Origin of the sequence: Cryobacterium sp. HLT2-28, from assembly GCF_004402495.1 — a bacterium.
Classification (GTDB): Bacteria; Actinomycetota; Actinomycetes; order Actinomycetales; family Microbacteriaceae; genus Cryobacterium; species Cryobacterium mannosilyticum.
In genome coordinates this window covers 1-24,264 of sequence record NZ_SOFH01000027.1, presented here as the reverse complement: position 1 = coordinate 24,264, position 24,264 = coordinate 1, and the positions used below count along the sequence as shown (strand labels likewise).

Sequence of the window (24,264 nt, the reverse complement as noted above, 5' to 3'; positions counted from 1 at the left end):
AAAAGACGAGGCACGCACCGATGATCGAGGACACCCCCGACCTGCTCCGACTGGAAGACCAGGTCTGCTTCGCGCTCGCGATCGCCTCCCGCAGTGTCATCGGCATCTACCGGCCCATCCTCGAGCCCTACGGCCTCACTCACCCGCAGTACCTGGTGATGCTGGCCCTCTGGGGACGCAGCCCCCGTTCGGTCAAGGACCTCGCCACCGAGCTACGCCTCGAACCGGCCACCCTCTCCCCCCTGCTGAAGCGGCTCGAGGCCACCGGGCTGGTCACCCGCACCCGGAACGACCGTGACGAGCGGATGCTCGACGTGGCCCTGACCGCGGACGGAATGCGGCTCCGCGAGGAGGCCCGGACCATCCCGCCGCGCATCATCGACAGGCTGGGAATGAGCATCGACGAGCTCGAGGCCCTGCGACGCTCGCTCTGGCGGGTGATCGACGCCACCCACACCGGGTAGGGACGCCCCCGGGACTCGCCCGGACCCACTCGTGACACGCGGACGCCACGCCGCATCCGGGGCAACCTCCCACAGATTTGACAGCGGTGTGCAAGGGAGTAGTGTCGTCCCTCGTGACACCAGAGGGAACCGGCCCCGCGCCAGAAACACGATCGCCCAAGCGATGGATCATCGGCGACCCGCTCTCGACCGAGCACCTCGAGGGTCAGCTGCTGCCCAAGCACCTTGCCCTGCCGATCTTCGCCAGCGACCCGCTGTCGAGCGTGGCCTACGCGCCGCAAGAGCTCCTGATGATCCTCACCCTCGGCGGGCTCGCGTTCCTGAGCTTCGCCCCGTGGGTCGCGGCCGTCGTCGTTCTCCTCCTCGTCGTCGTGGTCGCGTCCTACCGCCAGCTGATCAAGGCCTACCCCTCCGGCGGCGGTGACTACGAGGTCGCCTCGAAGAACCTCGGTGAGAAGGCCGGACTGCTCGTGGCCTCCGCCCTGCTCGTCGACTACGTGATGACCGTGGTCGTCTCGGTGGCCAGCGGCGTGGACAACATCATCTCGGCGCTGCCGATGCTGGCGGGTTTCCGGGTCGAGATCGCCGTCGTCTTCGTCATCCTGCTCGCGGCGGTCAACCTCCGCGGCGTCGCCGAGTCGAGCAAGGCGTTCGCGATCCCGACCTATCTGTTCATCGCGAGCGTGTTCGTGCTCGTGGTCGTCGGCCTCGCCCGGGTCGCCCTCGGCGACGCCCCCGTCGCCGAGTCGGCGGGGTTCGACGTGCAGGCCCAGAACCTGGCCCAGTCCGCCTTCATCCTGCTGCTGCTGCGCTCTTTCGCCAGTGGGTGCAGCGCGCTCACCGGCGTCGAGGCGATCGCCAACGGAGTGCCCGCGTTCAAGCATCCGAAGGTCAAGAACGCGCAGCGCACCCTCGTGCTGATGGGCGGGATCGCGATCACCCTGTTCGTCGGCCTGACCGCGCTCGCCCTGATCACCAAGGTGCACTACGCCGAGAACCCCTGCGACCTGATCGGCTGGGACGAGTGCGCGACCTCGCCGCAGCGGAGCCTGATCGCCCAGATCGCGGCCGCCACCTTCGGCAACAACTCGATCATGTTCTTCGTGCTGCAGGCCGCGACCGCCGCGGTGCTGCTGCTGGCGGCCAACACGGCCTTCAACGGCTTCCCGCTGCTCGGCTCGGTGCTGGCGAAGGACTCCTACGCCCCCAAGTCCCTGAGCACCCGCGGCGACCGCTTGATCTACTCCAACGGCGTGCTGCTCCTGGCCCTGTTCGCCTGCCTGATCATCATCGTCTACCAGGCGAACCTCACGGTCCTGATCCAGCTGTACATCATCGGCGTCTTCGTCTCGTTCACGCTCGGCCAGACCGGCATGGTGAAGCACTGGCTCACGCTCCTCAAGACGAACCCGCCGAACCGCGGATCGATCATCGCGAGCCTGTCCATCAACGGTTTCGGCGCACTGCTCACCGGCGTCGTGCTGATCGTCGTCACCATCACCAAGTTCACCCACGGCGCCTGGCTCGTCTTCGTGATGATGCCGGTGCTCTTCACGTTGATGCTCGGCGTCAACCGGTACTACCGGGACGTCGCGAAGGAGATCGAGGTCGACCCGGAGACCACCTTCGGCTCCCAGGGCGACCACGCGATCGTGCTCGTCGGCAAGATGCAGAAGCCCGTGCTCAAGGCGCTCGACTACGCGATCGCCGCCCGCCACGAGGGCATCGAGGCCGTGCACATCTCGATCGACGAGGAAGAGACCAAACAGCTCAAACGCGACTGGGTCAGGCAGAACATCCAGGTGCCGCTGCGGATCGTGCAGTCGCCCTACCGGGACATCAGCTGGCCCCTGATCAGCTACATCAAGGACCGCCGCGTGGACCACGGCTCCGAAGTCATCACCGTCTACACGCCGATCTACATCGTCGGACACTGGTGGGAGGGCCTGCTCCACAACCACAAGGCCCGGCGCCTGCGCCAGAAGCTCATGCTCGTGCACGGCGTCACCATTGCGCTCGTGCCGTGGCTGCTCGACTCCTCCGAGCTCATCTACGGCCGCCGGTCCCGGCCGATTCCCGGCCAGGACCGTCGCGGCGAGCCCGTGCGTCCCCGTCCGATCCCACGCAAGCCGCTCGCGCCCGCGACCAAGGAGATCCCCGTGCGGCCCACGCCGGTGGTCGGTGTGACCCCGCCGCAGTCCCGGCCGTCCGCTGCACGACGCCGCAAACGCAAGTAGCCGGTCGCGTCCACTCGCTCTGGACATTCCAGTCGCTCAGGTCGACACTCGCAAGAGAGGGATCTGGGGAGAGCGGAAGTAGGGCGACATGCGCGACCGGCATTCGAAACGCGGTATGACCGATAACGGCAGCGGACAACAACCGGCCGCCGTCGACAAACCCAAAGCCTGGGCTGCCGGGATTCCCGGCGTCACCCACGCACTCGGACCGGCCTTAACGCAGATGGGCGTGGGCCGGAGCCTGAAGATGCTCACGTCGATGAATCAGAAGGACGGATTCGACTGCATGAGCTGCGCGTGGCCGGACCCGGAGCACCGGAAAACGCTCGAATTCTGCGAAAACGGCGCGAAGGCGGTCAGCTGGGAGGCGACGCGACTTACTGTGCCGACGCGATTCTGGGCCGAGAACTCGATCACCGACCTGCTCGAGAAGTCCGAATACTGGCTCGGCATGCAGGGTCGGCTCGTCGAGCCGGTCTACAAGCCGGCCGGGAGCGACCACTACGAACCGATCAGCTGGGAGGAAGCGTTCCAGGTGACTGCCACGAAGCTCAGAGGTCTGGAGTCGCCAAACCAGGCGGCGTTCTACACGAGTGGCCGCACCTCAAACGAGGCCGCATTCGCCTACCAGCTCTTCGTGCGCGCGTTCGGGACCAACAATCTTCCTGACTGCTCGAACATGTGTCATGAGTCGACCAGTCTGGCCATGGCCCAGACCATCGGCATCGGCAAGAGCACCGTCGGCTATGACGACTTCGCTCAGGCCGACCTGATCATCATCATGGGCCAGAACCCGGGCAGCAACCATCCGCGGATGCTCACCGCACTGGAGGAGGCCAAGGAGGCTGGCGCACAGATCGTCGCAGTCAACCCCCTCATCGAAGCCGGACTCCGGCGCTATAAGAACCCCCAGCGGGTGAAGGGCTTGATCGGCCACGGAACGTCGATCGCGGACCAGTACCTGCAGATCCGGCTCGGCGGTGACATGGCGTTGCTTCAAGCCATCTCCAAACGCGTCCTCGACGCCGACGACGCCAACCCCGGCACCGTGCTCGACCACGATTTCCTGAACGACCATTGCTCGGGTCTCGCCGAACTCAGGGCCCATCTGGCGCTTCTCGACGAACGCGCCGTACTCGCCGCGACCGGTCTGGACGCCTCGGCAATCAACGAGCTCGCGGATCGATACCTCGCCGCTGACAAGGTCATCATTACCTGGGCGATGGGGCTCACCCAGCACAAGAAGGCCGTGCCGACGATCCGGGAGATCATCAATCTGTTGCTGCTGCGGGGCAACATCGGCAAGCCCGGGGCGGGGGCATCGCCCATCCGCGGGCACAGCAATGTGCAGGGCGACCGCACGATGGGCATTTGGGAGAAGATGCCGCCGCAATTCCTCGACGCCCTGCAGAGGGAGTTCGGGTTCGATCCACCGCGGGAGCACGGGATCGACAGCGTCGGCGCGATCCGTGGAATGCGTGATGGGAAGATCAAGGTGTGGATTGCCCTGGGGGGTAACCTTGTGGCCGCGATCTCCGACACGGCCGTCGCGGAGGCGGCACTTCGCCGCACTGCGCTGACAGTGCAGATCTCCACCAAGCTCAACCGCTCCCACCTGGTGGTCGGCGAGGAAGCGCTGATCCTGCCGACCTTGGGGCGAACCGAGATCGACGTTCAGGCCACCGGCCCCCAATTCGTGACAGTCGAAGACACGGTCTGCGCGGTCCATGCCTCCGGCGGCCGAGTCGCTCCTGCCTCTCCGACTCTGCTGTCCGAGGTCGCCATCGTCAGCAGGCTGGCCAGGGCGGCGCTGCCCGCGGACGGGCCTGGGTCCATCGACTGGGCCGGTTTCGAGCGAGACTACGCGCTGATCCGGGACCACATCGCCCACGTACTTCCGCAGTTCGCGGACTTCAACCGGCGCGTCAGGGAACCGGGCGGATTCGTGCTCGCGCACGGACCGCGTGACTCCCGCACGTTCCCCACGCCGACCGGAAAGGCTCTCCTGACGATCAACGAGCTTGAACACCTCGAATGCCCGCCAGGGCGCCTGCTCTTGCAGACCGTGCGCTCTCACGATCAGTTCAACACCACGATCTACAGTCCCAACGATCGGTACCGTGGTATCACGGGCGGCCGCATGGTGATCTTTGTGAACTCGGACGACCTCGCCGACCTGGGCATCGCCGACGGCGATCTGGTGGATGTGCACAGCGAGTTCGCGGACGGTGTTGACCGGGTCGTGCGGGGATTCCGGGCGGTCGACTTCCCGACCGCCCGGGGCTGCGCCGCAGCCTACTTCCCGGAGGCGAATCCGCTTGTGCCGTTGGATTCCGTGGCGGAGGGCAGCAACACGCCGGCCTCCAAGTCCATCCTGATCCGGCTGGAACGCTCGGCCCGGACCAGGTAGCGCAATCGGATTCGTCCGACGACGCCAGCGGAGCGCCCGGTCTCTGTGAAGATCGGACGCCCCCTGCGCTCGTGAAACGTCGAGCTATCCCCGTCTCACCGGTTTGCGGCTTTGGGTGCTCCGATTCCCGGCTTGATTTGGAACGGGCCGGCCGCCGACGGTCGCACGTCGAAGTCGAAGATCGCCGTGGGGATGTAGACGGTGGAGCACGAGTTCGGGATGTCCACTACGCCGGACAACCGCCCCTCGATCGGCGCGGCGCCGAGGATGATGTACGCCTGCTCCGGGCTGTAACCGAACTTGACCAGGTAGTCGATTGCGTGCAGGCATGCCCGTTGGTAGGAAAGGTGCGAGTCCAAGTAGCGCTGTTCTCCGTCCAGCGTGACTGACGTGCCGGAGAATGCCAGCCACTCGCTGTACCGCGGGTCCACGTTGCCGGGCATGAAGATGGCGTTCTCGCTCACGCCGTAGGTTTCCATTCCGCCCTTGATCAGATCCACCCGGAGGTCGATGAAACCACCCATCTCGATTGCGCCGCAGAAGGTGATCTCACCGTCGCCCTGTGAGAAGTGCAGGTCTCCGAGGGACAGATTGGCCCCGTCAATGAATACCGGATAGAAGATCCGAGTGCCCTTGGACATGTTTTTGATGTCCTGATTGCCACCGTTCTCTCGGGGCGGAGCGGTGCGGGCGGCTTCTCCGGCCACGCGGTCGAACTCGGACTCCGGGAGGCTGCCGAGCACCGCGAACCGGGGCTCCGGCGGCAGGGCCAGCGGGGGTACGCGGTCCGGATTCGTGGCGATCAGATCTCCCTCACGCTTGTTCCATTTCGCCAGGAGTGCGGCTGACGGTGCAGTGCCCATCAAGCCGGGGTGGATCAAGCCCGTAAACGACACGCTCGGTACGTGGCGCGAGGTGGCGATCTGTCCGGTGAAGTCCCAAATGGCCTTGTAGGCATCCGGGAACTGGTCGACCAGGAAGCCGCCACCGTTGTTCTTGGCGAAGATCCCGGTGTATCCCCAGCCCTGACCGGCCAGCGGACCCGAGTCTTCCTGGGGGATGGGGCCGACATCGAGGATGTCCACGACTAGCAGGTCCCCCGGCTGGGCGCCCTCGACGGCGAAGGGGCCGCTGAGCTTGTGCACGGTCAGTAGGGGCGCGTTGAGCACATCGTCGGCGGAATCGTCGTTGACTATGGCGCCGTCGAACCATTCCCGGCAATCGACGCGGAACGACTCGCCGGGTTTGACCGTGTCGACCGGGGGGATCTCAGGGTGCCATCGGTTGTGTCCGACTTTCTCCTGCTCTTCGAACTTCTTGCTCGAGTCCAATGGGAAGATCTTTCTGGGCATGTCATCTCCTATACCTGTTGCGCCGATCAGCGAGCTATGGCCGCGGCAGTTTCCGATGGAGCGGATTGGTGGTGATTAGCTGGGGTGTACCGGCGCGGACTCCTGGGATTCGGGAGTCGACGACTGTGGGTTCGTGGGCGCTGCGGTTGGCCGAGTCGATGAGTTTGTAGGCCGAGGTGCCGGCCAGGGAGAGCGTCGGTGCGCTCATCCGCCGTTTTGCCGTCCCCTGACAGGTCGGGCAGCTGAGGAGGTCGGGCGCGAGGCCCATCGGGAGGATGACTTCGAACTCCTGGCCTTCGGCGCAGCGATACTCGTAGATGGGCATCCGGGTCTCCCTACACCGCGCCAACCGCGGCGACGGGCTCTGAGTGCTGACTCTCCCGAGTGGGGCGGCCCAGCATCCAGGCCACCAGCAAAGCCCCGACGCCGGCCGCGGCCACGATCAGGGCGTACCCGGCGTTCGTTTCGTAGCGGTCCAGCAGGAGAAGGAAAGCTGGAATCGTTCCCGTCATATGGCTGATGAACACGGTGAACCAGCCGGTCGTTCGGGTCAGTGAAGTCTTCCCCAATCCAAGCACCAGGAAGAAGAGGAACCAGAGCACGGCCCAGATGAGCCAGATGACGCCGAAAACGGGGTCGTTGCCCACCGGGGTGAACGAGAGAAATCCGATGACGACGGCGCAGGCCGCCACGAACAGGGAGAACCAGCCGAGGCCCTCACCGCTGATACCGGTGAATTGCAGGATGCCGACGTAGAGGTAGGTGAACCCGAACAGATAGAGGCCTGCCGCGCCGTAGATGGTGGCCTGATCTCCGTCGGCCCCCAGAATGATGAGGGTTGGGAAGATCACCTGCATTCCGCCGACGAAAAAATTCAGGATCCCGGCTGACTTGCCGGGTATCGCGCCTAACAGCATCAGTCCGTTGATGAACAGGACTGCGCCGACGTAAAGTAAACCCACACTGCCCATGAGAGCTCCGTTGCGCTCGGTCTAACCGTGAAACGATGAGGCTCCAAGTTGTAGCGAGCGCCCCACCGTCGTTGGGTACACGCACCGTAGCCCCACCCTCCTAGACTGTCAACGGAACTAGCAGTGGGAGCACAGTGGACATGAGCGAACCCGCCCGCCCGAACCGGGCCCGCCCCGTGCACACCGATTGGCGGTATCTCGGACTCGTAGTCGTCGGAGGAGCGGTCGGGACGGCCCTGCGCGAGATTGTCACTCTCTCGAGCCCGTCGAGCGGCCTGTTCCCCGCGGCGACCTTCGGCATCAATCTCCTCGGTTCCTTCCTCCTCGGCGTTCTGCTGGAAAGTCTGTTCCGGCGAGGACCCGATCAGGGGGTTCGACGCATCGGACGACTCGTCCTCGGCGCGGGCGTGCTCGGCGGCTTCACCACCTACAGCACTCTGGCCACGGACACCGTCACCCTTCTCGCGGGGGGACAGTCGGGGACAGCCGTGCTCTACGCCCTCGGGACTGTTGTGCTCGGTGTCGTTGCGGCCGGGGTCGGCCTCGTCGCCGCGGCTGCAGGCCATCGGCATTTCCTCCTGGACGCATCGGCGGCGGGTGACGAATGAACATCCTCACGGTGCTCGCCGCTGCACTCGCCGGGGGGATCGGCGCGGCCGCCCGAGTGTTCGTCGACGGCACGGTGCGGACCCGTTGGCCGGCACCCACCTTCCCGGCAGGACTCGTGCTGATCAACGTCACCGGCTCGCTGGGCCTCGGCCTGGTCACCGGCTTGGCACTGGAGGGCCTCGTCTCGCCGGAATGGCAGGTGATCCTCGGCGGCGGATTGCTCGGCGGATACACCACCTTCAGCACCGCCAGCGTCGACACCGCCATGTTGCTCCGGAAAGGTCGTCCCGTCGCCGCGGTCGCCACCGGCCTGGGGATGCTGCTCGGTTCGGTGGCGGCCGCGGGCCTGGGACTGTGGGTCGGCCTGCAACTCTGAGCGCCCGTCGACTCTAGAGCAGTGCGACGATCTGGCGGGCGATCGTGCGGCCGGCCCGGTGCGCGCCGACCGTGCTCGCCTGGGGTCCATAGCCGGCCAGGAAGATGCGCGGGTCCGTCCAGGATGCCCCGCCGCCGACGGAGAGCCCGCCGGCCTTCTCCCGCAGCTTGAGCGGGGAGAGGTGGCGCAGTTCGGGCCGGAACCCGGATGCCCAGATGATCGCGTCGGCCTCGGTGAACGTGCCGTCGGGCCAGCGCACCCCGGTCGGCTCGATGGCCGCGAACATCGGCCGGGCCACGAGCAGCCCGCGGTCGATCCCCGCGGCGATCCGGCGGCTCACCGGAACGCCGGTGCCGCTGACGATGCTCGGCAGGGCGCGCCCGGCCCGGGCTGCCTCGTCCTGAGCGGCGACCGCGGCGGAGGCCCCCTCGAGTTCGAGCAGCTCGGTGTGGATCCAGTCGATCGGGCGCCTGGCCGCCCAGCTGAGCTCGGCCCCGACGCCCTCGAGCTCGAGGAGGAATCCGATCGCGCTGGTGCCGCCTCCGACGACCACCACGCGCTGGCCGGCGAATTCTTCGGCGGACACGTAGCCCGCGGTGTGCAGCTGCCGCCCGGCGAAGCGATCGGCGCCGGGGTAGTGCGGCACGAACGGAGAGCCCCAGGTGCCCGTGGCGTTGACGAGGAGCCGGGCCGTGGTGTCCCGGTCGCCGTAACCCGGCGAGGTCGTCGACACCACGAGGTCCGCCCGGTGATTGGCCACGGATCGCACGGTGACCGGCCGCACGACCTTCAGCCCGAAGTGCTCCTCATACCGGCGGTAGTAGTCCGCCACGATCTCCCGGGCGGGAAGTGAGCGGTCGGCGGTGTCGAAACTGATGCCGAGTTCAGCCATCCCGGGCAGATCATTGACCCGGTGTGCCGCACCGAGGCGCAGGGACCGCCAGCGATGTTGCCAGGCTCCGCCCGCATCCGGACCGCGGTCGAAGATCACAAAGTCGCGACCAGGGCTAAGCTCGAACTTGCGCAGGTAGTAGGCCACCGAAAGGCCGGCCTGACCGGCGCCGACGATGACAACGGGTACCGTCGCCTCGTTCGCCATCACACCTCATTCCAGCAGGGTGGCCTGTGAACCTCGTCAGCGGGGGTTCAGGCCCATCATGCTAAACTAGCGGCTAGTTTTCACCATTCCGTTCGGCAACTCCCCGGGTGACTCATTCCTCACTCGGCCTGGCATCGTTAGGGGGTCTCGCATGGGGCGCGGCCGTCAAAAAGCAAAGCACACCAAGGTTGCCCGCGAGCTGAAGTATTTCAGCCCGGACACCAACTACAACGCGCTCGAACGCGAGCTCACGGGGCATCCGGTCGAAGACCCGCGCCTCGACGAGGACCTCGCGAAGTGGCCGGAATACGAGGCGTCGAAGCCCGGCAAGGGTGACGAAGACGACGAGCAATACGTCGATACCTACGCGACGGAAGACGAGCAGCGCACGGCGTGATGGCGCGCGATGCGCGCGATGCGAAGCATCGCGAAAGGCGGCAGCCCTAAACCCGGCAGCCTCCAGGAGTGCCACTGCGACCGGCAACCGGTGACCGGTGACCGGTGACCGGTGACCGGTGACCGTGAAGTATCCCCGCGACTGCCGACCCCCGTCGCCCCCTCGCCCGCGTTACCCCGCGCGCGCCGCGCGCACCGCGCGCCAACGCAAGTCGCCGAGATCCACCTATTCGGTCGAGACCGACTAGCGCGCAGGGCGGTCTCGACCGGAAGGGCAGATCTCGGCGAGGGCAAGAGGGGTCGGCCCCCGCAACTGCCCCCGCCCCGCCGACCGGATCAGCCCGCGTAGCCGCCGACCAGGCGCACGGCGCCGCCGTTGACGCCCTTGGCGCCCTGTTCGAAGCCCGACAGGTCGTGCGCCGCGGTCGAGACGCGTCCGGCAACCCAGGCGGGGATGCCGTCGGCGGCCAGGCGCGCGATCACGGATGACGCGGAGCCGGCCGCGACGACCGCGAACATGCCGATCCCCAGGTTCCAGGTGCCCTCGGAACTCTCGAGGGAGGAGCCGGCCATCTCGCTGAGCACCCGGAAGACGGGCGACGGCGACCAGGTGGACCGGTCCACCTCGACCCAGGAGCCGAGCGGCAGCACACGGGCGAGGTTGGCCGCGATCCCGCCGCCGGTGACGTGGCTGAGCGAGTGCACCGCCCCGGCGAGCTCGGGGTCGGCCAGCACGCTGAGCAGCGGGCCGGTGTAGAGCCGGGTCGGGGTGAGCAGCACCTCGCCGACGACCCCGCCGAGATCGGCGGACGTGTCGGTGTAGCCGATGCCGCGCTGGGCGAGGATGTGACGCACGAGCGAGTAGCCGTTGGAGTGCAGCCCGGATGACGCGAGTGCGATGACCACGTCGCCCGGCGTGACCCGCTCGGCACCGAGGACCTGGTCGGCCTCGACCACGCCGGTGGCCGCGCCGGCGACGTCATAGTCGTCGGGGCCGAGCAGGCCGGGGTGCTCCGCGGTCTCTCCGCCGACGAGGGCGGTTCCGGTTTCGGAGCAGGCCCGGGCGATGCCGGCGACGATGTCCGCGATGCGTTCGGGGACCACCTTCCCGCAGGCGATGTAGTCGGTCATGAACAGCGGGCGGGCGCCCACCACGACGATGTCGTCGACGACCATGCCGACCAGGTCCTGGCCGATGGTGTCGTGCTTGTCGATGGCCTGGGCGATCGCGACCTTGGTGCCCACGCCATCCGTCGACGTCGCCAGCAGCGGGCGACGGTAGGAGGTGAGGAACGACACGTCGTAGAGTCCGGCGAAGCCGCCGAACCCGCCGAGCACCTCGGGGCCGTGGGTGCGGGAGACGGCGGCCTTCATCAGGGAGACGGCGAGGTCGCCGGCCTGGGTGTCGACTCCGGCCGCGGCGTATGAAGCGTTGCTCATTCTTGTCTTCCTGGGTCGCCGATCGGGAACGCTCCCGGCTTTGCGGGGATGCGGCCCTGGGTCGTTGGTTCTCCGGCCGGGGCGCCGGGGCGGCGCGCAGCGGCCTCGAGCAGGGGCTCGTACTCCGCGTCGGGTCCCGGGTCGCAGCCGTCGGACCCGGCGGGGCGTTCGAGCAGGTTCTTGCCCAGGTGGAGCGCGTCGGGCAGCGGGATCGGGTAGACCCCGGTGAAGCACGCGGTGCAGAGCTTCTCCCGCGGCTGCTCGGTGGCGGCGATCATGCCTTCCGGGGAGAGGTAGCCGAGCGAGTCGGCGCCGATGGCCTGGCGCACCTCGTCGACGCCGAGCCCGGTCGCGATGAGTTCGGCCCGGGAGGCGAAGTCGATGCCGTAGAAGCAGGGCCAGGTGATCGGCGGGCTCGAGATGCGCACGTGCACCTCGGCGGCGCCGGCCTCCCGGAGCATGCTGACGAGGGCGCGCTGGGTGTTGCCGCGCACGATCGAATCGTCGACGACGATGAGTCGCTTGCCCTTGATCACGGCCTTGAGCGGGTTGAGCTTGAGCTTGATCCCGCGCTGGCGGATGGTCTCGGACGGCTGGATGAAGGTGCGGCCGACATACGAGTTCTTGACCAGACCCTGGCCGAACGGGATGCCGGACGCCTGCGCGTAGCCGATCGCGGCCGGCGTGCCCGACTCGGGGGTCGGGATGACGAGGTCGGCCTCGACCGGGTACTCCGCGGCGAGGCGGCGGCCCATTTCCACCCGCGCCTCGTGCACCCCGCGGCCGGCGATGGTGGTGTCCGGCCGGGCCAGGTAGACGTATTCGAACACGCAGCCGGCGGGCTTGGACTCGGCGAACCGCTGCGAGCGCAGGCCGTCTTCGTCGATGATGAGCAGTTCGCCCGGCTCGACCTCGCGCACGAAGCTGGCGCCGACGATGTCGAGGGCAGCGGTCTCGGATGCGACCACCCAGCCGCGTTCGAGGCGGCCCAGCACCAGCGGGCGCACGCCCTGCGGGTCGCGGGCCGCGTACAACGTGGTCTCGTCCATGAAGACGAGGCAATAGGCCCCCCGCAGCCGCGGCAGCACCTCGAGCGCCGTGGCCTCGAGGGTGTGGTCGAGGTCGCCGGTGAACAGCGCCGTGATCACGGCGGTGTCGGTGGTGTTTCCGCGGGCGAGTTCGCCCTCCACCTTCGGGTAGCGTTCGTGCACGAGCTGCAGGAGCTCGGCGGTATTGGTGAGGTTGCCGTTGTGGCCGAGCGCCACGGTGCCGCCGGAGGTGCGCCCGAGGGTGGGCTGGGCGTTCTGCCAGCTCGAGGACCCGGTGGTGGAGTAGCGGGTGTGGCCGACCGCGATGTGGCCGAGGAGAGTGCTCAGTGCGGCCTCGTTGAAGACCTGCGCGACGAGGCCCATGTCCTTGTAGATGAGGATCTTGGAGCCGTCGCTGGTGGCGATGCCGGCCGATTCCTGCCCGCGGTGCTGCAGGGCGTAGAGGCCGAAGTAGCTGAGTTTGGCCACCTCCTCGCCGGGGGCCCAGACGCCGAAGACGCCACAGGCATCCTGCGGCCCCTTCTCGCCCGGGAGAAGGTCATGACCTAGAAGTCCGTCGCCACCAGCCAAATCGAAGCCTCTTAACTATCTTTACTCTGAGTTGTCGCTGGAAGTCGGGGAGTCGGACGGAGCATCCGGAGCCTCCTGGCCGCTCGGCCCATAGGCGCCCAGTCTATCGACGACGACCGTGGTGGCCGAGCGGCCGGCGACCCGGTCGATGACCATGGCGGCCACGGCGCCGACGGTGACGCCGGCCACGACCCCCGCGAGCAGTAGGAATCCGAAGACCTGGCTGGGCGCGAACTCCGCATTCGCCGGGAAGGAGACGGTGAGCACGAGGGCGAGGATGGCGCCGACGACGGCGCCGAGGATCATGAAGTTGAGGTAGCGCGGCGAGCGCCGCACGGTGACCCGGGCCTGGTCGACGAGGATCTCGCCTTCGCCGGACTCCGGGACCTGCTGTTCGGGTTGCTCGGCTGAACTCACCCGTCTATTGTCGCACGCGCGCCGGGGCCATCGGCTGGCTTTTCGCGGTCGCTGGCAGACTGGGCGGATGAACAGGATTGCGGTGCTCGGAAGCGCGAACATGGACCTCGTCGTGCGGCAGCCCCGCCCCGCGAACCCCGGGGAGACGATCATCGGCTCCGCCTTCATGACCGTGCCGGGCGGCAAAGGTCTGAACCAGGCGGTCGCCGCTGCCCGGCTGGGTGCCTCGGTCGACTTCCTCGGCGCGGTCGGAACGGATGCCTACGGCTCGGAACTGCGCGCGCTGCTGGGCTCGGAGGGCATCCGTTCGTCGGGTCTCGCCACGATGCCGGGGGCGACGGGGACTGCCCATATCGCCGTCGTGGACTCCGGCGAGAACTCGATCGTCGTCGTACCGGGTGCCAACGCGACGGTGACGGGACTGTCGGAGGCGCAGCGGGAGACGATCGGCGGCGCCTCCCATCTCCTGTTGCAGTGCGAGCTGCCCGTTTCCGCGCTCGTAGCGGGCGTCGCCGCCGCGCGGGCGGCCGGAGTGTTCACCGTGTTCACGCCGGCGCCGGTCGTGCCGCTGCCGGACGGGTTCCTCGCCGGGGTGGACCTGGTCGTGCCCAATCGGCTGGAATCCGCGGCGCTCACCGGCGAGAGTGACCCGGTGCGCGCGGCCGAGGCACTCAGCGCCGGCGGCACCTGGGCCATCGTCACCCTCGGTGCGGAGGGCTGCGTCGTGGCCTTCGACGGCAGCGTGCTCGGGCTCGCCCCCGCGCGCCCGGTGCGTGCGGTCGACACGACCGCCGCCGGGGATACGTTCGTCGGCGCACTCGTCGCGCGACTGTCGGCCGGTTCGGGCCGCACGAGTGGTGCCGGTGCCGCCGCCGCGGGCGCCGGTGCGGGTACTGGTGCCGATGCCGGCACGGTTGCAGGGCCCGCGACCGTCAGCGAGGCAGAGATGATCGACGCGGTGCGCTGGGCGACCGTTGCGTCGTCCCTGTCGGTCACCCGTCCCGGTGCGACGAGTTCGATGCCGACCCTGGCCGAGGTCAGCGCGATCCTCCGCTGAGTGCGCCGGATCCCCGCGTCGGCCGCTGCAATCGGGTTGCGCCGCCGGGCTGCTCCTAGCCCAGCGGGAGCGGGAGGTGCGCGGCGAGGTCGGCCCGCTGGCCGGAGGCGTGGATGCGCCCGGTCGCGAGACCGTCGACCCAGGAGAGCGCCCCGGTGGCCAGGGCGAGCCAGGTGGCGGCATCCGTCTCGACCACGTTGGGCGGGGTGCCGCGGGTGTGCCGGGGACCGGCGATGCACTGCACGGCCCCGAACGGCGGCACGCGCACCTCGAGGGTGTTGCCGTTGGCCTCCTCGGAGAGCAGCTGCAGGGTGTAGCGCACGGCGAGGGCACGGATGTCCCGGCTCGCCCCGGCCGCATCCGCCAGGTAGCGGCGCACCGCCGCGCGTCCCACCCCGTCGTCGATTCTCGCCTTGGCCATCTACCCATTCTGCCGCCCTCGCCCGCACCCCGCCCCCACCCCATTCCGCACCCCACCCGTACCGGGAAACGAGAGGGGAACCAAGGGCCGGAAAACGAGGGGAACCGAGGAGGGACCGCGGGCGCGGCATCCGATAGCCTGAACCGGTGAGAATTCTGGTCCTCGGTTCCGGTGCCCGCGAGCACGCCATCATCACCGCCCTGCTCCGAGAGGAGCCGGCCCACGAGGTCGTGGCCGCACCCGGCAACGCCGGGATCGCCCGGGACGTTCCGGTCGTTCCGCTCGATCCGACCGACCCGGAGCAGGTCACCAACTACGCCAACCTGAACGGTGTCGACCTCGTCGTGATCGGCCCGGAAGCTCCCCTCGTCGCCGGCGTCGCCGACGCGTTGCGCGCCCACGGAATCCCCGTGTTCGGCCCGGGCAAGGCCGCCGCGGCCCTCGAAGGCAGCAAGACCTTCGCCAAACGCATCATGGAAGCGGCCGGGGTGCCGACCGGCCGCGCGGTGCGGGCCGGCACGCTCGCCGAGGCGACGGCGGCGCTCGACGAGTTCGGCTCGCCCTACGTCGTCAAGGCCGACGGCCTCGCCGCCGGAAAGGGTGTGCTCGTCACCGAGGACCGCCCCGCGGCCCTCGCCCATGCCACCCACTGGCTGCAGCACGGCAGCGTGCTGATCGAGGAGTTCCTCGACGGGGCGGAGGTCTCGCTCTTCCTGCTCAGCGACGGCCACACCGTGCTCCCCCTCTCCCCCGCCCAGGACTACAAGCGCCTCGCCGACGGCGACGCCGGCCCGAACACCGGCGGGATGGGCGCCTACTCCCCGCTGCCCTGGCTCGACGCCCGGTTCGGCAGCGAACAGGCCTTCGTCGACGAGGTCATCGAGACCATCGCCCTGCCCACCGTGCGCCGCCTCGCCGCCGAGGACACCCCGTTCATCGGGCTGCTCTACTGCGGCCTCATTCTGACGGATGCCGGCATCCGCGTGATCGAATTCAACGCCCGCTTCGGCGACCCCGAGACCCAGGTCGTGCTGCCCCGGCTCGTCACCCCGCTGTCCGGCCTGCTGCTGGCCGCGTCCACCGGTGCGCTCGGCGGCCTGGCCCGCCCGGTGTTCTCGGCCGACGCCTGCGTCACGGTCGTGCTCGCGAGCGAGAACTACCCGGATGCCCCCGTCACCGGGCGTCCGCTGGCCGGCCTCGACGCGGCATCCGTCCTGCCCGGCGTCACGATCGCGCACGCGGCGACCGCTGCGATCGACGGCGTGCTCGTCTCCACCGGCGGGCGCGTGCTCAGTGTCGTCGCGGTCGGCGACGGCTTCGCCGAGGCCAGAGCCCGCGCCTACGAGGCCCTCGCCCTGATCACCCTCGAGGGCGCCCAGTACCGCACCGACATCGCCGCCCGCGTCGCCGGCTGACACCGTGCGAGAGAATGAAGCCGTGACCTCACTCGACCAGCCATCGACATCCGCCCCCCTCGACCTGCCGGGCTGGCGCCACGCCTACTCGGGCAAGGTGCGCGACCTGTACGTTCCCGCCGGGGCGAACCCGGATGCCCCCGTCGACCTGGCCACCGCCAGCCGGGTGCTCGTCGTCGCCAGCGACCGTGTCAGCGCCTTCGACCACGTGCTCGAGCCCGGCATCCCCGGCAAGGGCGAACTGCTCACCACGCTCAGCCTGTGGTGGTTCGACCAGCTCGCGGGCATCCCCAACCACCTCGTTCCCGACCACACCGTGAACGGAGTCGTGTCGAGCCTGATCCCCGCCGCGGTCGCCGGCCGGGCGATGCTCTGCAAGACCCTGGACATGTTCCCGATCGAGTGCGTCGTGCGCGGCTACCTGACCGGCTCCGGCTGGAAGGAATACCAGGCCAGCCGGACCGTGTGCGGCATCCCGCTCCCCGCCGGGCGGCAGAACGGCGACCGGCTGCCCGAACCGATCTACACCCCCGCCTGGAAGGCGCCGATGGGCGAGCACGATGAGAACATCTCGTTCGAGCGCACCGTCGAACTGGTCGGCGAGCCGGTCGCGACCGAGCTGCGCCGGCTCTCGCTCGAGATCTTCGGTCAAGCCTCCGTCATTGCCGAGAAGGCCGGCGTCATCCTCGCCGACACGAAGTTCGAGTTCGGCGCCGACCGCGTCACCGGCGTGATCACGCTCGCCGACGAGGTGCTCACCAGCGACTCCAGCCGCTACTGGGACGCCGCCTTGTGGCGCTCCGGCAGCACGCCCGAGCAGCGGATGGCCAGCTTCGACAAGCAGATCGTGCGCGACTGGCTCTCCGCCCACTGGGACCAGACCGGCACCCCGCCCGCCCTGCCGGAGGACATCATCGCGCGCACCTCCGCCCGCTACCTGGAGCTGCTCGAGCGACTCACCCACGCCGGGCTCGCCGCGAAGGGCTGATACCCACCCGGGCAGCGCGGGCGCCCGCGTCGCGGGGAGTCACGCCCGCCCGCCCGGCGCCCCGAAAATGTTACGCTCCCGGCATGCGAATCAAGATGTGCAGTGTCCACGTGAACGATCCCTCGGCCGCGTTCGACTTCTACACATCCGTCCTCGGTTTCGAGGAACTGCTGACCATGCCCGAACACCAGCTCTACGTCGTCAAGTCCCGTGAAGACCCCGACGGCGTCGGACTTCTGCTCGAGCCGAGCGACAACAAGATCTCCACGAAGTACGCCCAGGGGCTGCGCGCCCTCGGCCTGCCCGTGATCGTGCTCGGCTCGGCCGATGTGCGCGCGGATTACGACCGGCTCACCGCGCTCGGGGTGCGCTTCACCAGCGAGCCGATCACGGATGCCTCCGGCACCTCGGTGCTCTTCGACGACACCTGCGGAAACCTGGTCCAGCTCCACCAGGACTGAGCAGTTCCACCAGGACTGAGCAGCTCCACCACGGCCGAGCAGCTCCACCACGGCCGAGCGCCTGCGGTTGCGCCCCCGAACGGGGCATTCCGGAATACCGGCGGGCCGGCATCCGTTTATGCCGCTGTGAGCCACTCTGCGAACGACCTCCTTCCCGCCTCCACCGGAATGGGCGCGGTGACCCTCCGGGTGGGCAACCTCGACGCCATGATCGCGTACTACCGGGATGCGGTCACCCTCACGCTGCTCAGCCAGCACGGCGCTGTCGCCGTGCTCGGCCGCGGCAGCACGCCGATCGTCATCCTGCAGCACGCCCCGGAACTCGCCGCGGCCGAGCCGCGCTCGAGCGGGCTGTTCCACACCGCAATCCTCTTCGACACCCAGGCGCAGCTCGCCGCGGCCGTCTACTCGGTCGGCACGAAGCATCCGGGTACGTTCACTGGCAGCGCCGACCACCTGGTCAGCCAGGCGTTCTACTTCACCGACCCGGAGGGAAACGGGATCGAACTGTACTGGGACCGCGACCGCACGGCGTGGAGCTGGTCGCACGGCCAGGTCGAGATGGCCACCCTCTACCTGGACCCGAACGAGTTCATCGGCGAGCACCTCACCGAGGCCGGCCAGGCCGATCCCTCCGCGGGCAACGCCATCGTCGGGCACGTGCACCTCTCCGTCGGCGACGTGGCCACGGCCCGCCGGTTCTACGTCGACCGGCTCGGCTTCGAAGCGACGGCGTCGCTCGGCGGCGCGGCCCTGTTCGTGTCCGCGGGCGGCTACCACCACCACATGGCGATGAACACCTGGAACAGCGCCGGCGCAGGCAAGCGCCGGCTCGCGCTCGGGCTGGGCGAGGTGGACATCATCCTGCCGACGGTCGACGACATCGGCGCGCTGGGCGAACGGATGAGCCACTTCGGCGTGGAGACCCGCCACGACGGGCAGACCCTCGGCTTCGACGACCCGTGGGGCAACCAGATCGTCGTCCGCAACGCGTAGCGTTGCGAAAGGCGGCAGCCCCTACCCCGGCACCCGCCGCCCGGGGAAGAAGAGGCCGAGCACAAACGTGCGGGCGGCCACGTTCTAGACGGTCGCGGCCTTCATCAGGCTCCCGGGGCCGAGGCCGGCCCTGCCGGCGGTCGGGTGGCGGCCCGCTTGCCGCGGCGGGACAGCCCGTGCACCGCGGCCTGGAACTCGCGCGCGCCGAGCGGGCGCCCCGGCAGTTTCGGGCGGTCCAGGTCTTTCGAGCGCAGCCCATCGAGCACGATCGAGAGTTGCCGGCGCCACTGGCCGGTGTAGCCGCCGCCGAGGGTGCCGAGGGAGCCGACCATGGTGACCAGCACGGCCAGGTCGACCGCGTCGACGTCCGGGCGCAACGCACCGTCTCGCTTGGCCTGGGCCACGAGCGCCGCGATCACGGTCTGGAAGTCCTTGCCCTTGCCGAGCGTCGGGTCGATGGTCTCCATCCGCTTGAGGATGAAGGGGAGAGCCGGGTCGGCGACGAGCCATTCGGCCACCCGCTCGGTGTAGACGACGATGCCGTCCCACGCGGTGGGGGCCGCGGCGATCTCATCCTTGACCGTGGCGAGTTCGGCGAGCGCGATCTCGTGCAGCGCGCGGATGAGGTCGTCCCTGGTCGGGAAGTTGCGGTACAGGGTGGCCACACCCACGTCGGCGCGGCGAGCGATCTCCTCGAGCGACGCGTCGACACCGTGCACGGCGATCAGGGCACGGGCCTCCAGGAGGAGACGTTCGCGGTTCTGCCGGGCGTCACGCCGTCTCGGCTGCACCCCGTCCTGCTGGGTCGGTTCGGGCGAAGTCATGGGCTTGATTCTAGGACCCTTACCTCCGACTTCGCGGAGGGGATCCTCCACGACCCGGGTTCGCGGTCGGTCATGTTGCGTCCACCGGCGTGTCCCACCAGAATGCAATCAACGAAACCTGGCACCGCGGCCCGATGCCGGCCGTGCGGAACGGAGCTGGAATGCCGGTCGAGAACAACACCCGGGAGTTCGATCCGGAGATCGTGACCGACTTCCGGGAGCGGATGAGCTACGGCGCTTACCTCGACCTGGACACCCTGCTCGGCGCCCAGAAACCGGTGAGCAGGCCGGAGCACCACGACGAACTCCTCTTCATCATCCAGCACCAGACGACTGAACTCTGGCTCAAGCTCGTGCTGCACGAACTGCGGGCCGCCACGGAGCACCTGCGCCTGGACCGGATCTCCCCGGCCCTCAAATGCATCGCCAGGGTCAAGCACATCCAGCGCACACTCACCGAGCAGTGGTCCGTGCTCGCGACCCTCACCCCGAGCGAATACGCCGAGTTCCGGGGGGTTCTGGGCAACTCCTCCGGGTTCCAGTCCTATCAATACCGGGCAGTGGAGTTCGCACTCGGCAACAAGAACCGGCGGATGCTCACCGTGTTCGAGAGCGACGAGATGGCGCATGCGCTGCTCACCGAGATGCTCGAGGCGCCGAGCATCTACGACGAGTTCCTGCGCTACCTGCACCGGCAGGGATTCTCCGTTCCCGCCGCCGTGCTCGACCGGGACGTCACCGAGGCCTGGGTGCTGCACCCGGAGCTGGTGGCGGTCTTCCGCGGAATCTACGAGAACGCCACCCTGCACTGGGGTGCCTACGAGGCCTGCGAGGAGCTCGTCGACCTCGAGGACAACTTCCAGCTCTGGCGGTTCCGGCACCTCAAGACGGTGCAGCGCATCATCGGCATGAAGCACGGCACCGGCGGCTCGAGCGGCGCCGCCTTCCTGCAGAAGGCGCTCGAGCTCACCTTCTTTCCCGAGCTGTTCGCGGTGCGCACGGAGCTCGGCACGTGAGCCGCGGGCGTCGACCTCCCTCATGAGCGGCACCGTCTTCCCCGGCTTTCTCGACGCGCACGTGCACCTGGCCCTGATCGACCCTGCCGGCCTGGCCTCAAACGGCATCGCCAGGGTGCTCGACCTCGGCGGGCCGCACCGGGCACCGGAGACGGATACGGACGGCTCCGGCCCACAGACGGCCTTCGCCGGCCAGTTCCTCACCACGCCGGGCGGCTACCCCGCCCGGCAGGGGTGGACCCCGGCCGGCAGCGTCTGCGAGGTGGCGCGCGCCACGGACGCCGCCGCGGCCGTGGACCGGCAGCTCGCGGCCGGCGCATCCGTGATCAAGGTCACCCTGAACACCGCGGCCGGCCCGGTGCTGCCCGGCGACGTGCTCGCGGCGATCGTCGCCAGGGCGCACGAGCGCGGCGTGCCCGTCGTCGCCCACGCGGAGGGTGCCGGCCAGGCCGGGGACGCGTACGCCGCGGGCGTCGGCGTGCTCGCGCACACCCCGTTCGACGAGCGCCTGGACGACGACCTCATCGCTGCGATGGCCGGCCGGATGACCTGGATCAGCACCCTCGACATCCACGGCTGGGGCCGGCCCACCGACGACTTCGCCCGGGCGAGCGACAACCTGCGCCGGTTCCACGCCGCCGGCGGCCAGGTGCTCTACGGCACGGACCTCGGCAACGGCCCGCTCCCGGTCGGACTCAACCGGCGCGAGCTCGACGCCCTGCTGGCCTGCGGCCTCTCCCCCGGCGAACTCCTCCGCGCCCTGACCCGCGACTCCATCGGCCGGTTCCCCGGCGCCCTCCCGCGCACCGGCGCGGGCCTCCCCGCCACGGTCATCCCGGGCGAGCGCCCCGGCGACCCGGGCGATTTCACCCGCTGGCTGTGCACGGCACGGGTGGTCCCGGCTGCGGCCGCCGGGGAAGTCGGTCATCATGGGAGCCTGCCGCATCAGCCGTTCGAGACCGAGGAAACCAGATGACCCCCAGCACCGAAAGCAGCCACGCCGGCCTCGGCGGCCAGGACGCCCAGCTCGCCTTCGCCCGCCGGATGGACCGCATCGACGGCCTTGCGCACTACCGCCGCCAGTTCGTCGGCACCGACGGCGTCGGCGACGCCACCCCGAACCCGTTCGCCTACCTCGACGGCAATTCCCTCGGGCGGCCGAGCCTGGCCAGCGTGGCCCGGATCACCGAGTTCCTCACCCACGACTGGGGCACCCGACTGATCCGCGGCTGGGACGAGCAGTGGATGGGCCTGCCGCTGAAGATCGGCGACGACCTCGGCCGCGCCGCGCTCGGCGCCGGGCCCGGCCAGGTGTTCGTCGGCGATTCCACCACCGTGCTGCTCTACAAGCTGGCCCGCGCGGCGGTCGACTACCGCCGGATCGACACCGAGCCGGTGCGCACCGAGATCGTGCTCGACACCGACAACTTCCCCACCGACCGGTACCTGCTCGAGGGCATCGCCGCCGAGCGCGGGCTCACCCTGCGCTGGATCCACGCCGACCCCGCCTCCGGCGTCACCGTCGACCAGGTGCGGCAGGCGGTCGGCCCGCAGACCGCCCTCGTGCTGCTCAGCCACGTCGCGTACCGCTCCGGCTTCCTCGCCGACATGCGCACCATCACCGAGCTGGTGCACACCGCCGGCGGGCTCGTGCTCTGGGATCTCAGCCACTCGGTCGGGTCGGTGCCGGTCGAACTCGACCTCTGCGACGTCGACCTGGCCGTGGGCTGCAGCTACAAGTACTTGAACGGCGGCCCGGGTGCCCCCGCGTTCGGCTATGTGCGGCGGGACCTGCAGGACGTGCTCACCCAGCCGATCCAGGGCTGGATGGGAACGAAGGATGTCTTCACGATGGGCCCGGGGTATGTGCCGGCCGACGGCATCCGCCGCTTCATGAGCGGCACTCCCGCCATCGTCGGAATGCTCGCCATGCAGGACACCATCGCCATGATCGAGGAGGCCGGCATCGGGCAGGTGCGGGCCAAATCGGTGGCGCTGACCGAGTTCGCGCTCAGCCTGGTCGACACCTGGCTGGTGCCGCTGGGGGTGCGGGTGACCTCCCCGCGGGAGCACACGCACCGGGGCGGGCACGTGACGATCAACCACCCGGCCATGCGGCAGGTCACGAAGACGCTCTGGGAGCACGACGTGATCCCCGATTTCCGGGGCCCCGACGCCCTGCGGATCGGGCTCTCGCCGCTCAGCACCAGCTTCGTCGAGACCTTCGAGGGCGTCGCCGCGATCCGTGACGTGCTCCGCGGGGTGCTGCTCGGACAGAGCGGACTCGCGGACGGCGCCGAGGCCGGTCGCAGCACCCCTGCCGGCCTGTAGAATCGTGGAATCCACCCCCCGACGTCTCCGGAGTGAACCATGCCAACAATCGTCGTAGAAGTTATGCCCAAGGCCGAGCTGCTTGACCCGCAGGGCAAGGCCGTCGCCGGCGCTCTCGGCCGCCTCGGCAAGAGCCGGTTCACCGGCGTGCGCCTGGGCAAGCGGTTCGAGATCACCGTCGCCGGGCACATCGACGACGCCGTGCTGGCCGAGATCCAGGAACTCGCCGACACCGTGCTCTCCAACTCCGTCATCGAAGACGTCGTCGGCATCCATGTGCTGGAGGCACCCGCCGGAGAGACCCACTGATGCGCGTCGGAGTCGTCACCTTCCCCGGCTCGCTCGACGATCGTGACGCGCAGCGTGCGATCCGCCTGGCCGGCGCGGATCCCGTCGCTCTCTGGCACGGCGAGCACGACCTGCACGGCGTCGACGCCCTGGTGCTGCCCGGCGGTTTCAGCTACGGCGACTACCTGCGCGCCGGCGCCATCGCCAGCCTCTCCCCGATCATGGCCGAGGTCATCGACGCCGCGAACAAGGGGATGCCGGTGCTCGGCATCTGCAACGGCTTCCAGATGCTGACCGAGGCGCACCTGCTGGGCGGTGGCCTGATCCGCAACGACCACGGTTCCTTCATCTGCCGGGACCAGCAGCTGCGCGTGGAGAACACGGCCACCGACTGGACGAGCGGCTTCACGGCCGGCCAGGAGATCACCGTCCCGCTCAAGAACGGCGAGGGCGGCTTCATCGCCTCCGCCGACACGCTCGCGCGCCTCGAGGGTGAGGGACACGTCGTCGTGCGCTACCTCGGCCTCAACCCGAACGGTTCCCTGAACGACATCGCGGGCATCACGAACGCCCGCGGCAACGTCGTCGGGCTGATGCCGCACCCCGAGCACGCCGTCGAACCCGGCTTCGGCCCCGACACCGCCGACGCGATGCGCAGCGGCGTCGACGGTCTCACCTTCTTCAGCTCGGTGATCCAGCGGGTGCTCGCAGCCGCGTAGGGCTTCCCGGCGGCGACCCGGTGGTCGGGCCCGTCGAGACCCGAGAAAAATCGAATATACTATCTATTTCTTTAGGAATACAGTGACAAAGTCTCGACTTTGTGTTCGATTCGGCGTACACTGGTGACATGGCAGGAGCCTCGGATCCGCAGTCACAGGCCGCCCCGGCAGGGGCGGCGAATCGGTCAGCGTTCGGCCTGACCGGCTCGGAGTCGACTGGCGCCCCGGCCGGGTCTGTTCCGGCCGGGCCTGTTCCGGCCGGGCCTGATCCGGACGGCGCCGGGCCGGCGCAACGGATCGGGCGGGCGCGGGAGGCCGTAGCCGCGGCCCTGGACGGGATCGCGTTCGGGCTGCTCAG

26 protein-coding genes are annotated in these 24,264 nt (G+C 69.1%); 17 read left to right on the top strand and 9 right to left on the bottom strand.

Features of this window, described 5'->3' with window-relative positions:
- The first annotated feature begins 20 nt into the window (after nt 1–20).
- The 3 genes from E3O48_RS14410 to E3O48_RS14400 all read left to right on the top strand — a co-directional run bounded on the left by E3O48_RS14410 (nt 21) and on the right by E3O48_RS14400 (nt 5,111).
- Nucleotides 21–464: a MarR family winged helix-turn-helix transcriptional regulator gene (locus E3O48_RS14410; protein ID WP_134539827.1), complete on the top strand. Its 444-nt coding sequence runs from the start codon at nt 21–23 to the stop codon at nt 462–464.
- Between the two features lie 101 nt (nt 465–565).
- Nucleotides 566–2,701 carry an APC family permease gene (locus tag E3O48_RS14405; RefSeq protein WP_370250113.1) on the top strand — a complete coding sequence of 712 codons (2,136 nt, stop codon included), beginning with the start codon at nt 566–568 and terminating at the stop codon, nt 2,699–2,701.
- A 115-nt stretch (nt 2,702–2,816) separates the two neighbouring features.
- Nucleotides 2,817–5,111, top strand: a complete 2,295-nt coding sequence (locus E3O48_RS14400) for an FdhF/YdeP family oxidoreductase (RefSeq protein ID WP_134539825.1) — start codon at nt 2,817–2,819, stop codon at nt 5,109–5,111.
- Nucleotides 5,112–5,206: 95 nt separating this feature from the next.
- On the opposite strand, the gene fmdA is transcribed toward E3O48_RS14400, so the two are convergent.
- The 3 genes from fmdA to E3O48_RS14385 are packed head-to-tail and all read right to left on the bottom strand — an operon-like array spanning nt 5,207 to nt 7,434.
- Nucleotides 5,207–6,463 carry a formamidase gene (gene fmdA / locus E3O48_RS14395; RefSeq protein ID WP_134539824.1) on the bottom strand — a complete coding sequence of 419 codons (1,257 nt, stop codon included), beginning with the start codon at nt 6,461–6,463 and terminating at the stop codon, nt 5,207–5,209.
- 34 nt (nt 6,464–6,497) lie between these two features.
- Complete coding sequence (locus E3O48_RS14390) at nt 6,498–6,788, bottom strand: FmdB family zinc ribbon protein (protein WP_134539822.1); 291 nt, start codon at nt 6,786–6,788, stop codon at nt 6,498–6,500.
- Nucleotides 6,789–6,798: 10 nt separating this feature from the next.
- Nucleotides 6,799–7,434: an AmiS/UreI family transporter gene (locus E3O48_RS14385; protein WP_134539820.1), complete on the bottom strand. Its 636-nt coding sequence runs from the start codon at nt 7,432–7,434 to the stop codon at nt 6,799–6,801.
- Nucleotides 7,435–7,574: 140 nt separating this feature from the next.
- Between E3O48_RS14385 and E3O48_RS14380 the strand changes: the two genes are divergently transcribed.
- A complete protein-coding gene (locus E3O48_RS14380; RefSeq protein ID WP_134539818.1) occupies nt 7,575–8,042 on the top strand; it encodes a CrcB family protein in 468 nt (155 codons plus the stop codon).
- On the top strand, nt 8,039–8,419 hold the full coding sequence (crcB, locus tag E3O48_RS14375; protein WP_134539816.1) for a fluoride efflux transporter CrcB: 381 nt from the start codon (nt 8,039–8,041) through the stop codon (nt 8,417–8,419). The genes E3O48_RS14380 and crcB overlap by 4 nt, the downstream gene beginning before the upstream one ends.
- Nucleotides 8,420–8,432: 13 nt before the next feature.
- On the opposite strand, the gene E3O48_RS14370 is transcribed toward crcB, so the two are convergent.
- Nucleotides 8,433–9,518, bottom strand: coding sequence for an NAD(P)-binding domain-containing protein (locus E3O48_RS14370; protein ID WP_134539814.1), 1,086 nt, complete (start codon nt 9,516–9,518; stop codon nt 8,433–8,435).
- A 151-nt stretch (nt 9,519–9,669) separates the two neighbouring features.
- Here E3O48_RS14370 and E3O48_RS14365 point away from each other — a divergent pair, with 151 nt between their 5' ends.
- The gene (locus E3O48_RS14365; RefSeq protein ID WP_134508114.1) at nt 9,670–9,915 is read left to right on the top strand and encodes a DUF3073 domain-containing protein; all 246 of its coding nucleotides are present in this window, start codon (nt 9,670–9,672) and stop codon (nt 9,913–9,915) included.
- Between the two features lie 335 nt (nt 9,916–10,250).
- Here E3O48_RS14365 and purM read toward each other — a convergent pair whose 3' ends face one another.
- From purM to E3O48_RS14350, 3 genes are read right to left on the bottom strand one after another with little or no spacing between them, the layout of a single operon-like run.
- Complete coding sequence (purM, locus tag E3O48_RS14360) at nt 10,251–11,354, bottom strand: phosphoribosylformylglycinamidine cyclo-ligase (protein ID WP_134539812.1); 1,104 nt, start codon at nt 11,352–11,354, stop codon at nt 10,251–10,253.
- Nucleotides 11,351–12,973: an amidophosphoribosyltransferase gene (gene purF / locus E3O48_RS14355; protein WP_241982552.1), complete on the bottom strand. Its 1,623-nt coding sequence runs from the start codon at nt 12,971–12,973 to the stop codon at nt 11,351–11,353. The genes purM and purF overlap by 4 nt, the downstream gene beginning before the upstream one ends.
- A 21-nt stretch (nt 12,974–12,994) precedes the next feature.
- The gene (locus E3O48_RS14350; RefSeq protein ID WP_134539811.1) at nt 12,995–13,390 is read right to left on the bottom strand and encodes a hypothetical protein; all 396 of its coding nucleotides are present in this window, start codon (nt 13,388–13,390) and stop codon (nt 12,995–12,997) included.
- 67 nt (nt 13,391–13,457) lie between these two features.
- On the opposite strand from E3O48_RS14350, the gene E3O48_RS14345 reads away from it, so the two are divergent.
- The gene (locus E3O48_RS14345) at nt 13,458–14,447 is read left to right on the top strand and encodes a ribokinase (RefSeq protein WP_134539809.1); all 990 of its coding nucleotides are present in this window, start codon (nt 13,458–13,460) and stop codon (nt 14,445–14,447) included.
- Between the two features lie 55 nt (nt 14,448–14,502).
- Here E3O48_RS14345 and E3O48_RS14340 read toward each other — a convergent pair whose 3' ends face one another.
- On the bottom strand, nt 14,503–14,868 hold the full coding sequence (locus E3O48_RS14340; protein WP_134539807.1) for a sterol carrier family protein: 366 nt from the start codon (nt 14,866–14,868) through the stop codon (nt 14,503–14,505).
- Between the two features lie 146 nt (nt 14,869–15,014).
- Here E3O48_RS14340 and purD point away from each other — a divergent pair, with 146 nt between their 5' ends.
- The 4 genes from purD to E3O48_RS14320 all read left to right on the top strand — a co-directional run bounded on the left by purD (nt 15,015) and on the right by E3O48_RS14320 (nt 18,728).
- A complete protein-coding gene (gene purD / locus E3O48_RS14335; RefSeq protein WP_134539805.1) occupies nt 15,015–16,283 on the top strand; it encodes a phosphoribosylamine--glycine ligase in 1,269 nt (422 codons plus the stop codon).
- 22 nt (nt 16,284–16,305) lie between these two features.
- On the top strand, nt 16,306–17,271 hold the full coding sequence (locus tag E3O48_RS14330; protein ID WP_134539803.1) for a phosphoribosylaminoimidazolesuccinocarboxamide synthase: 966 nt from the start codon (nt 16,306–16,308) through the stop codon (nt 17,269–17,271).
- An 83-nt stretch (nt 17,272–17,354) separates the two neighbouring features.
- Nucleotides 17,355–17,732 (top strand): VOC family protein, encoded by a 378-nt coding sequence (locus E3O48_RS14325; RefSeq protein ID WP_134539801.1) that lies wholly within the window; start codon nt 17,355–17,357, stop codon nt 17,730–17,732.
- Nucleotides 17,733–17,900: 168 nt separating this feature from the next.
- Entirely contained in the window at nt 17,901–18,728 is an 828-nt protein-coding gene (locus E3O48_RS14320) for a VOC family protein (protein WP_134539970.1), read from the top strand.
- Nucleotides 18,729–18,832: 104 nt separating this feature from the next.
- On the opposite strand, the gene E3O48_RS14315 is transcribed toward E3O48_RS14320, so the two are convergent.
- The gene (locus E3O48_RS14315; RefSeq protein ID WP_134539799.1) at nt 18,833–19,552 is read right to left on the bottom strand and encodes a TetR/AcrR family transcriptional regulator; all 720 of its coding nucleotides are present in this window, start codon (nt 19,550–19,552) and stop codon (nt 18,833–18,835) included.
- 161 nt (nt 19,553–19,713) lie between these two features.
- Between E3O48_RS14315 and kynA the strand changes: the two genes are divergently transcribed.
- The 6 genes from kynA to E3O48_RS14285 all read left to right on the top strand — a co-directional run.
- Nucleotides 19,714–20,568, top strand: a complete 855-nt coding sequence (gene kynA, locus E3O48_RS14310) for a tryptophan 2,3-dioxygenase (protein WP_134539797.1) — start codon at nt 19,714–19,716, stop codon at nt 20,566–20,568.
- A 22-nt stretch (nt 20,569–20,590) separates the two neighbouring features.
- Nucleotides 20,591–21,544, top strand: coding sequence for an amidohydrolase family protein (locus E3O48_RS14305; RefSeq protein WP_134539795.1), 954 nt, complete (start codon nt 20,591–20,593; stop codon nt 21,542–21,544).
- Nucleotides 21,541–22,899, top strand: a complete 1,359-nt coding sequence (locus E3O48_RS14300; RefSeq protein WP_134539793.1) for a kynureninase — start codon at nt 21,541–21,543, stop codon at nt 22,897–22,899. Before E3O48_RS14305 ends, E3O48_RS14300 begins: the two co-directional genes overlap by 4 nt.
- 39 nt (nt 22,900–22,938) lie before the next feature.
- Nucleotides 22,939–23,208, top strand: coding sequence for a phosphoribosylformylglycinamidine synthase subunit PurS (gene purS / locus E3O48_RS14295; RefSeq protein WP_134508134.1), 270 nt, complete (start codon nt 22,939–22,941; stop codon nt 23,206–23,208).
- Nucleotides 23,208–23,906, top strand: a complete 699-nt coding sequence (gene purQ / locus E3O48_RS14290; protein WP_134539791.1) for a phosphoribosylformylglycinamidine synthase subunit PurQ — start codon at nt 23,208–23,210, stop codon at nt 23,904–23,906. The genes purS and purQ overlap by 1 nt, the downstream gene beginning before the upstream one ends.
- Before the next feature lie 128 nt (nt 23,907–24,034).
- A partial coding sequence (locus tag E3O48_RS14285; RefSeq protein WP_198413077.1) for a hypothetical protein occupies nt 24,035–24,264 on the top strand: 230 nt, incomplete at its 3' end.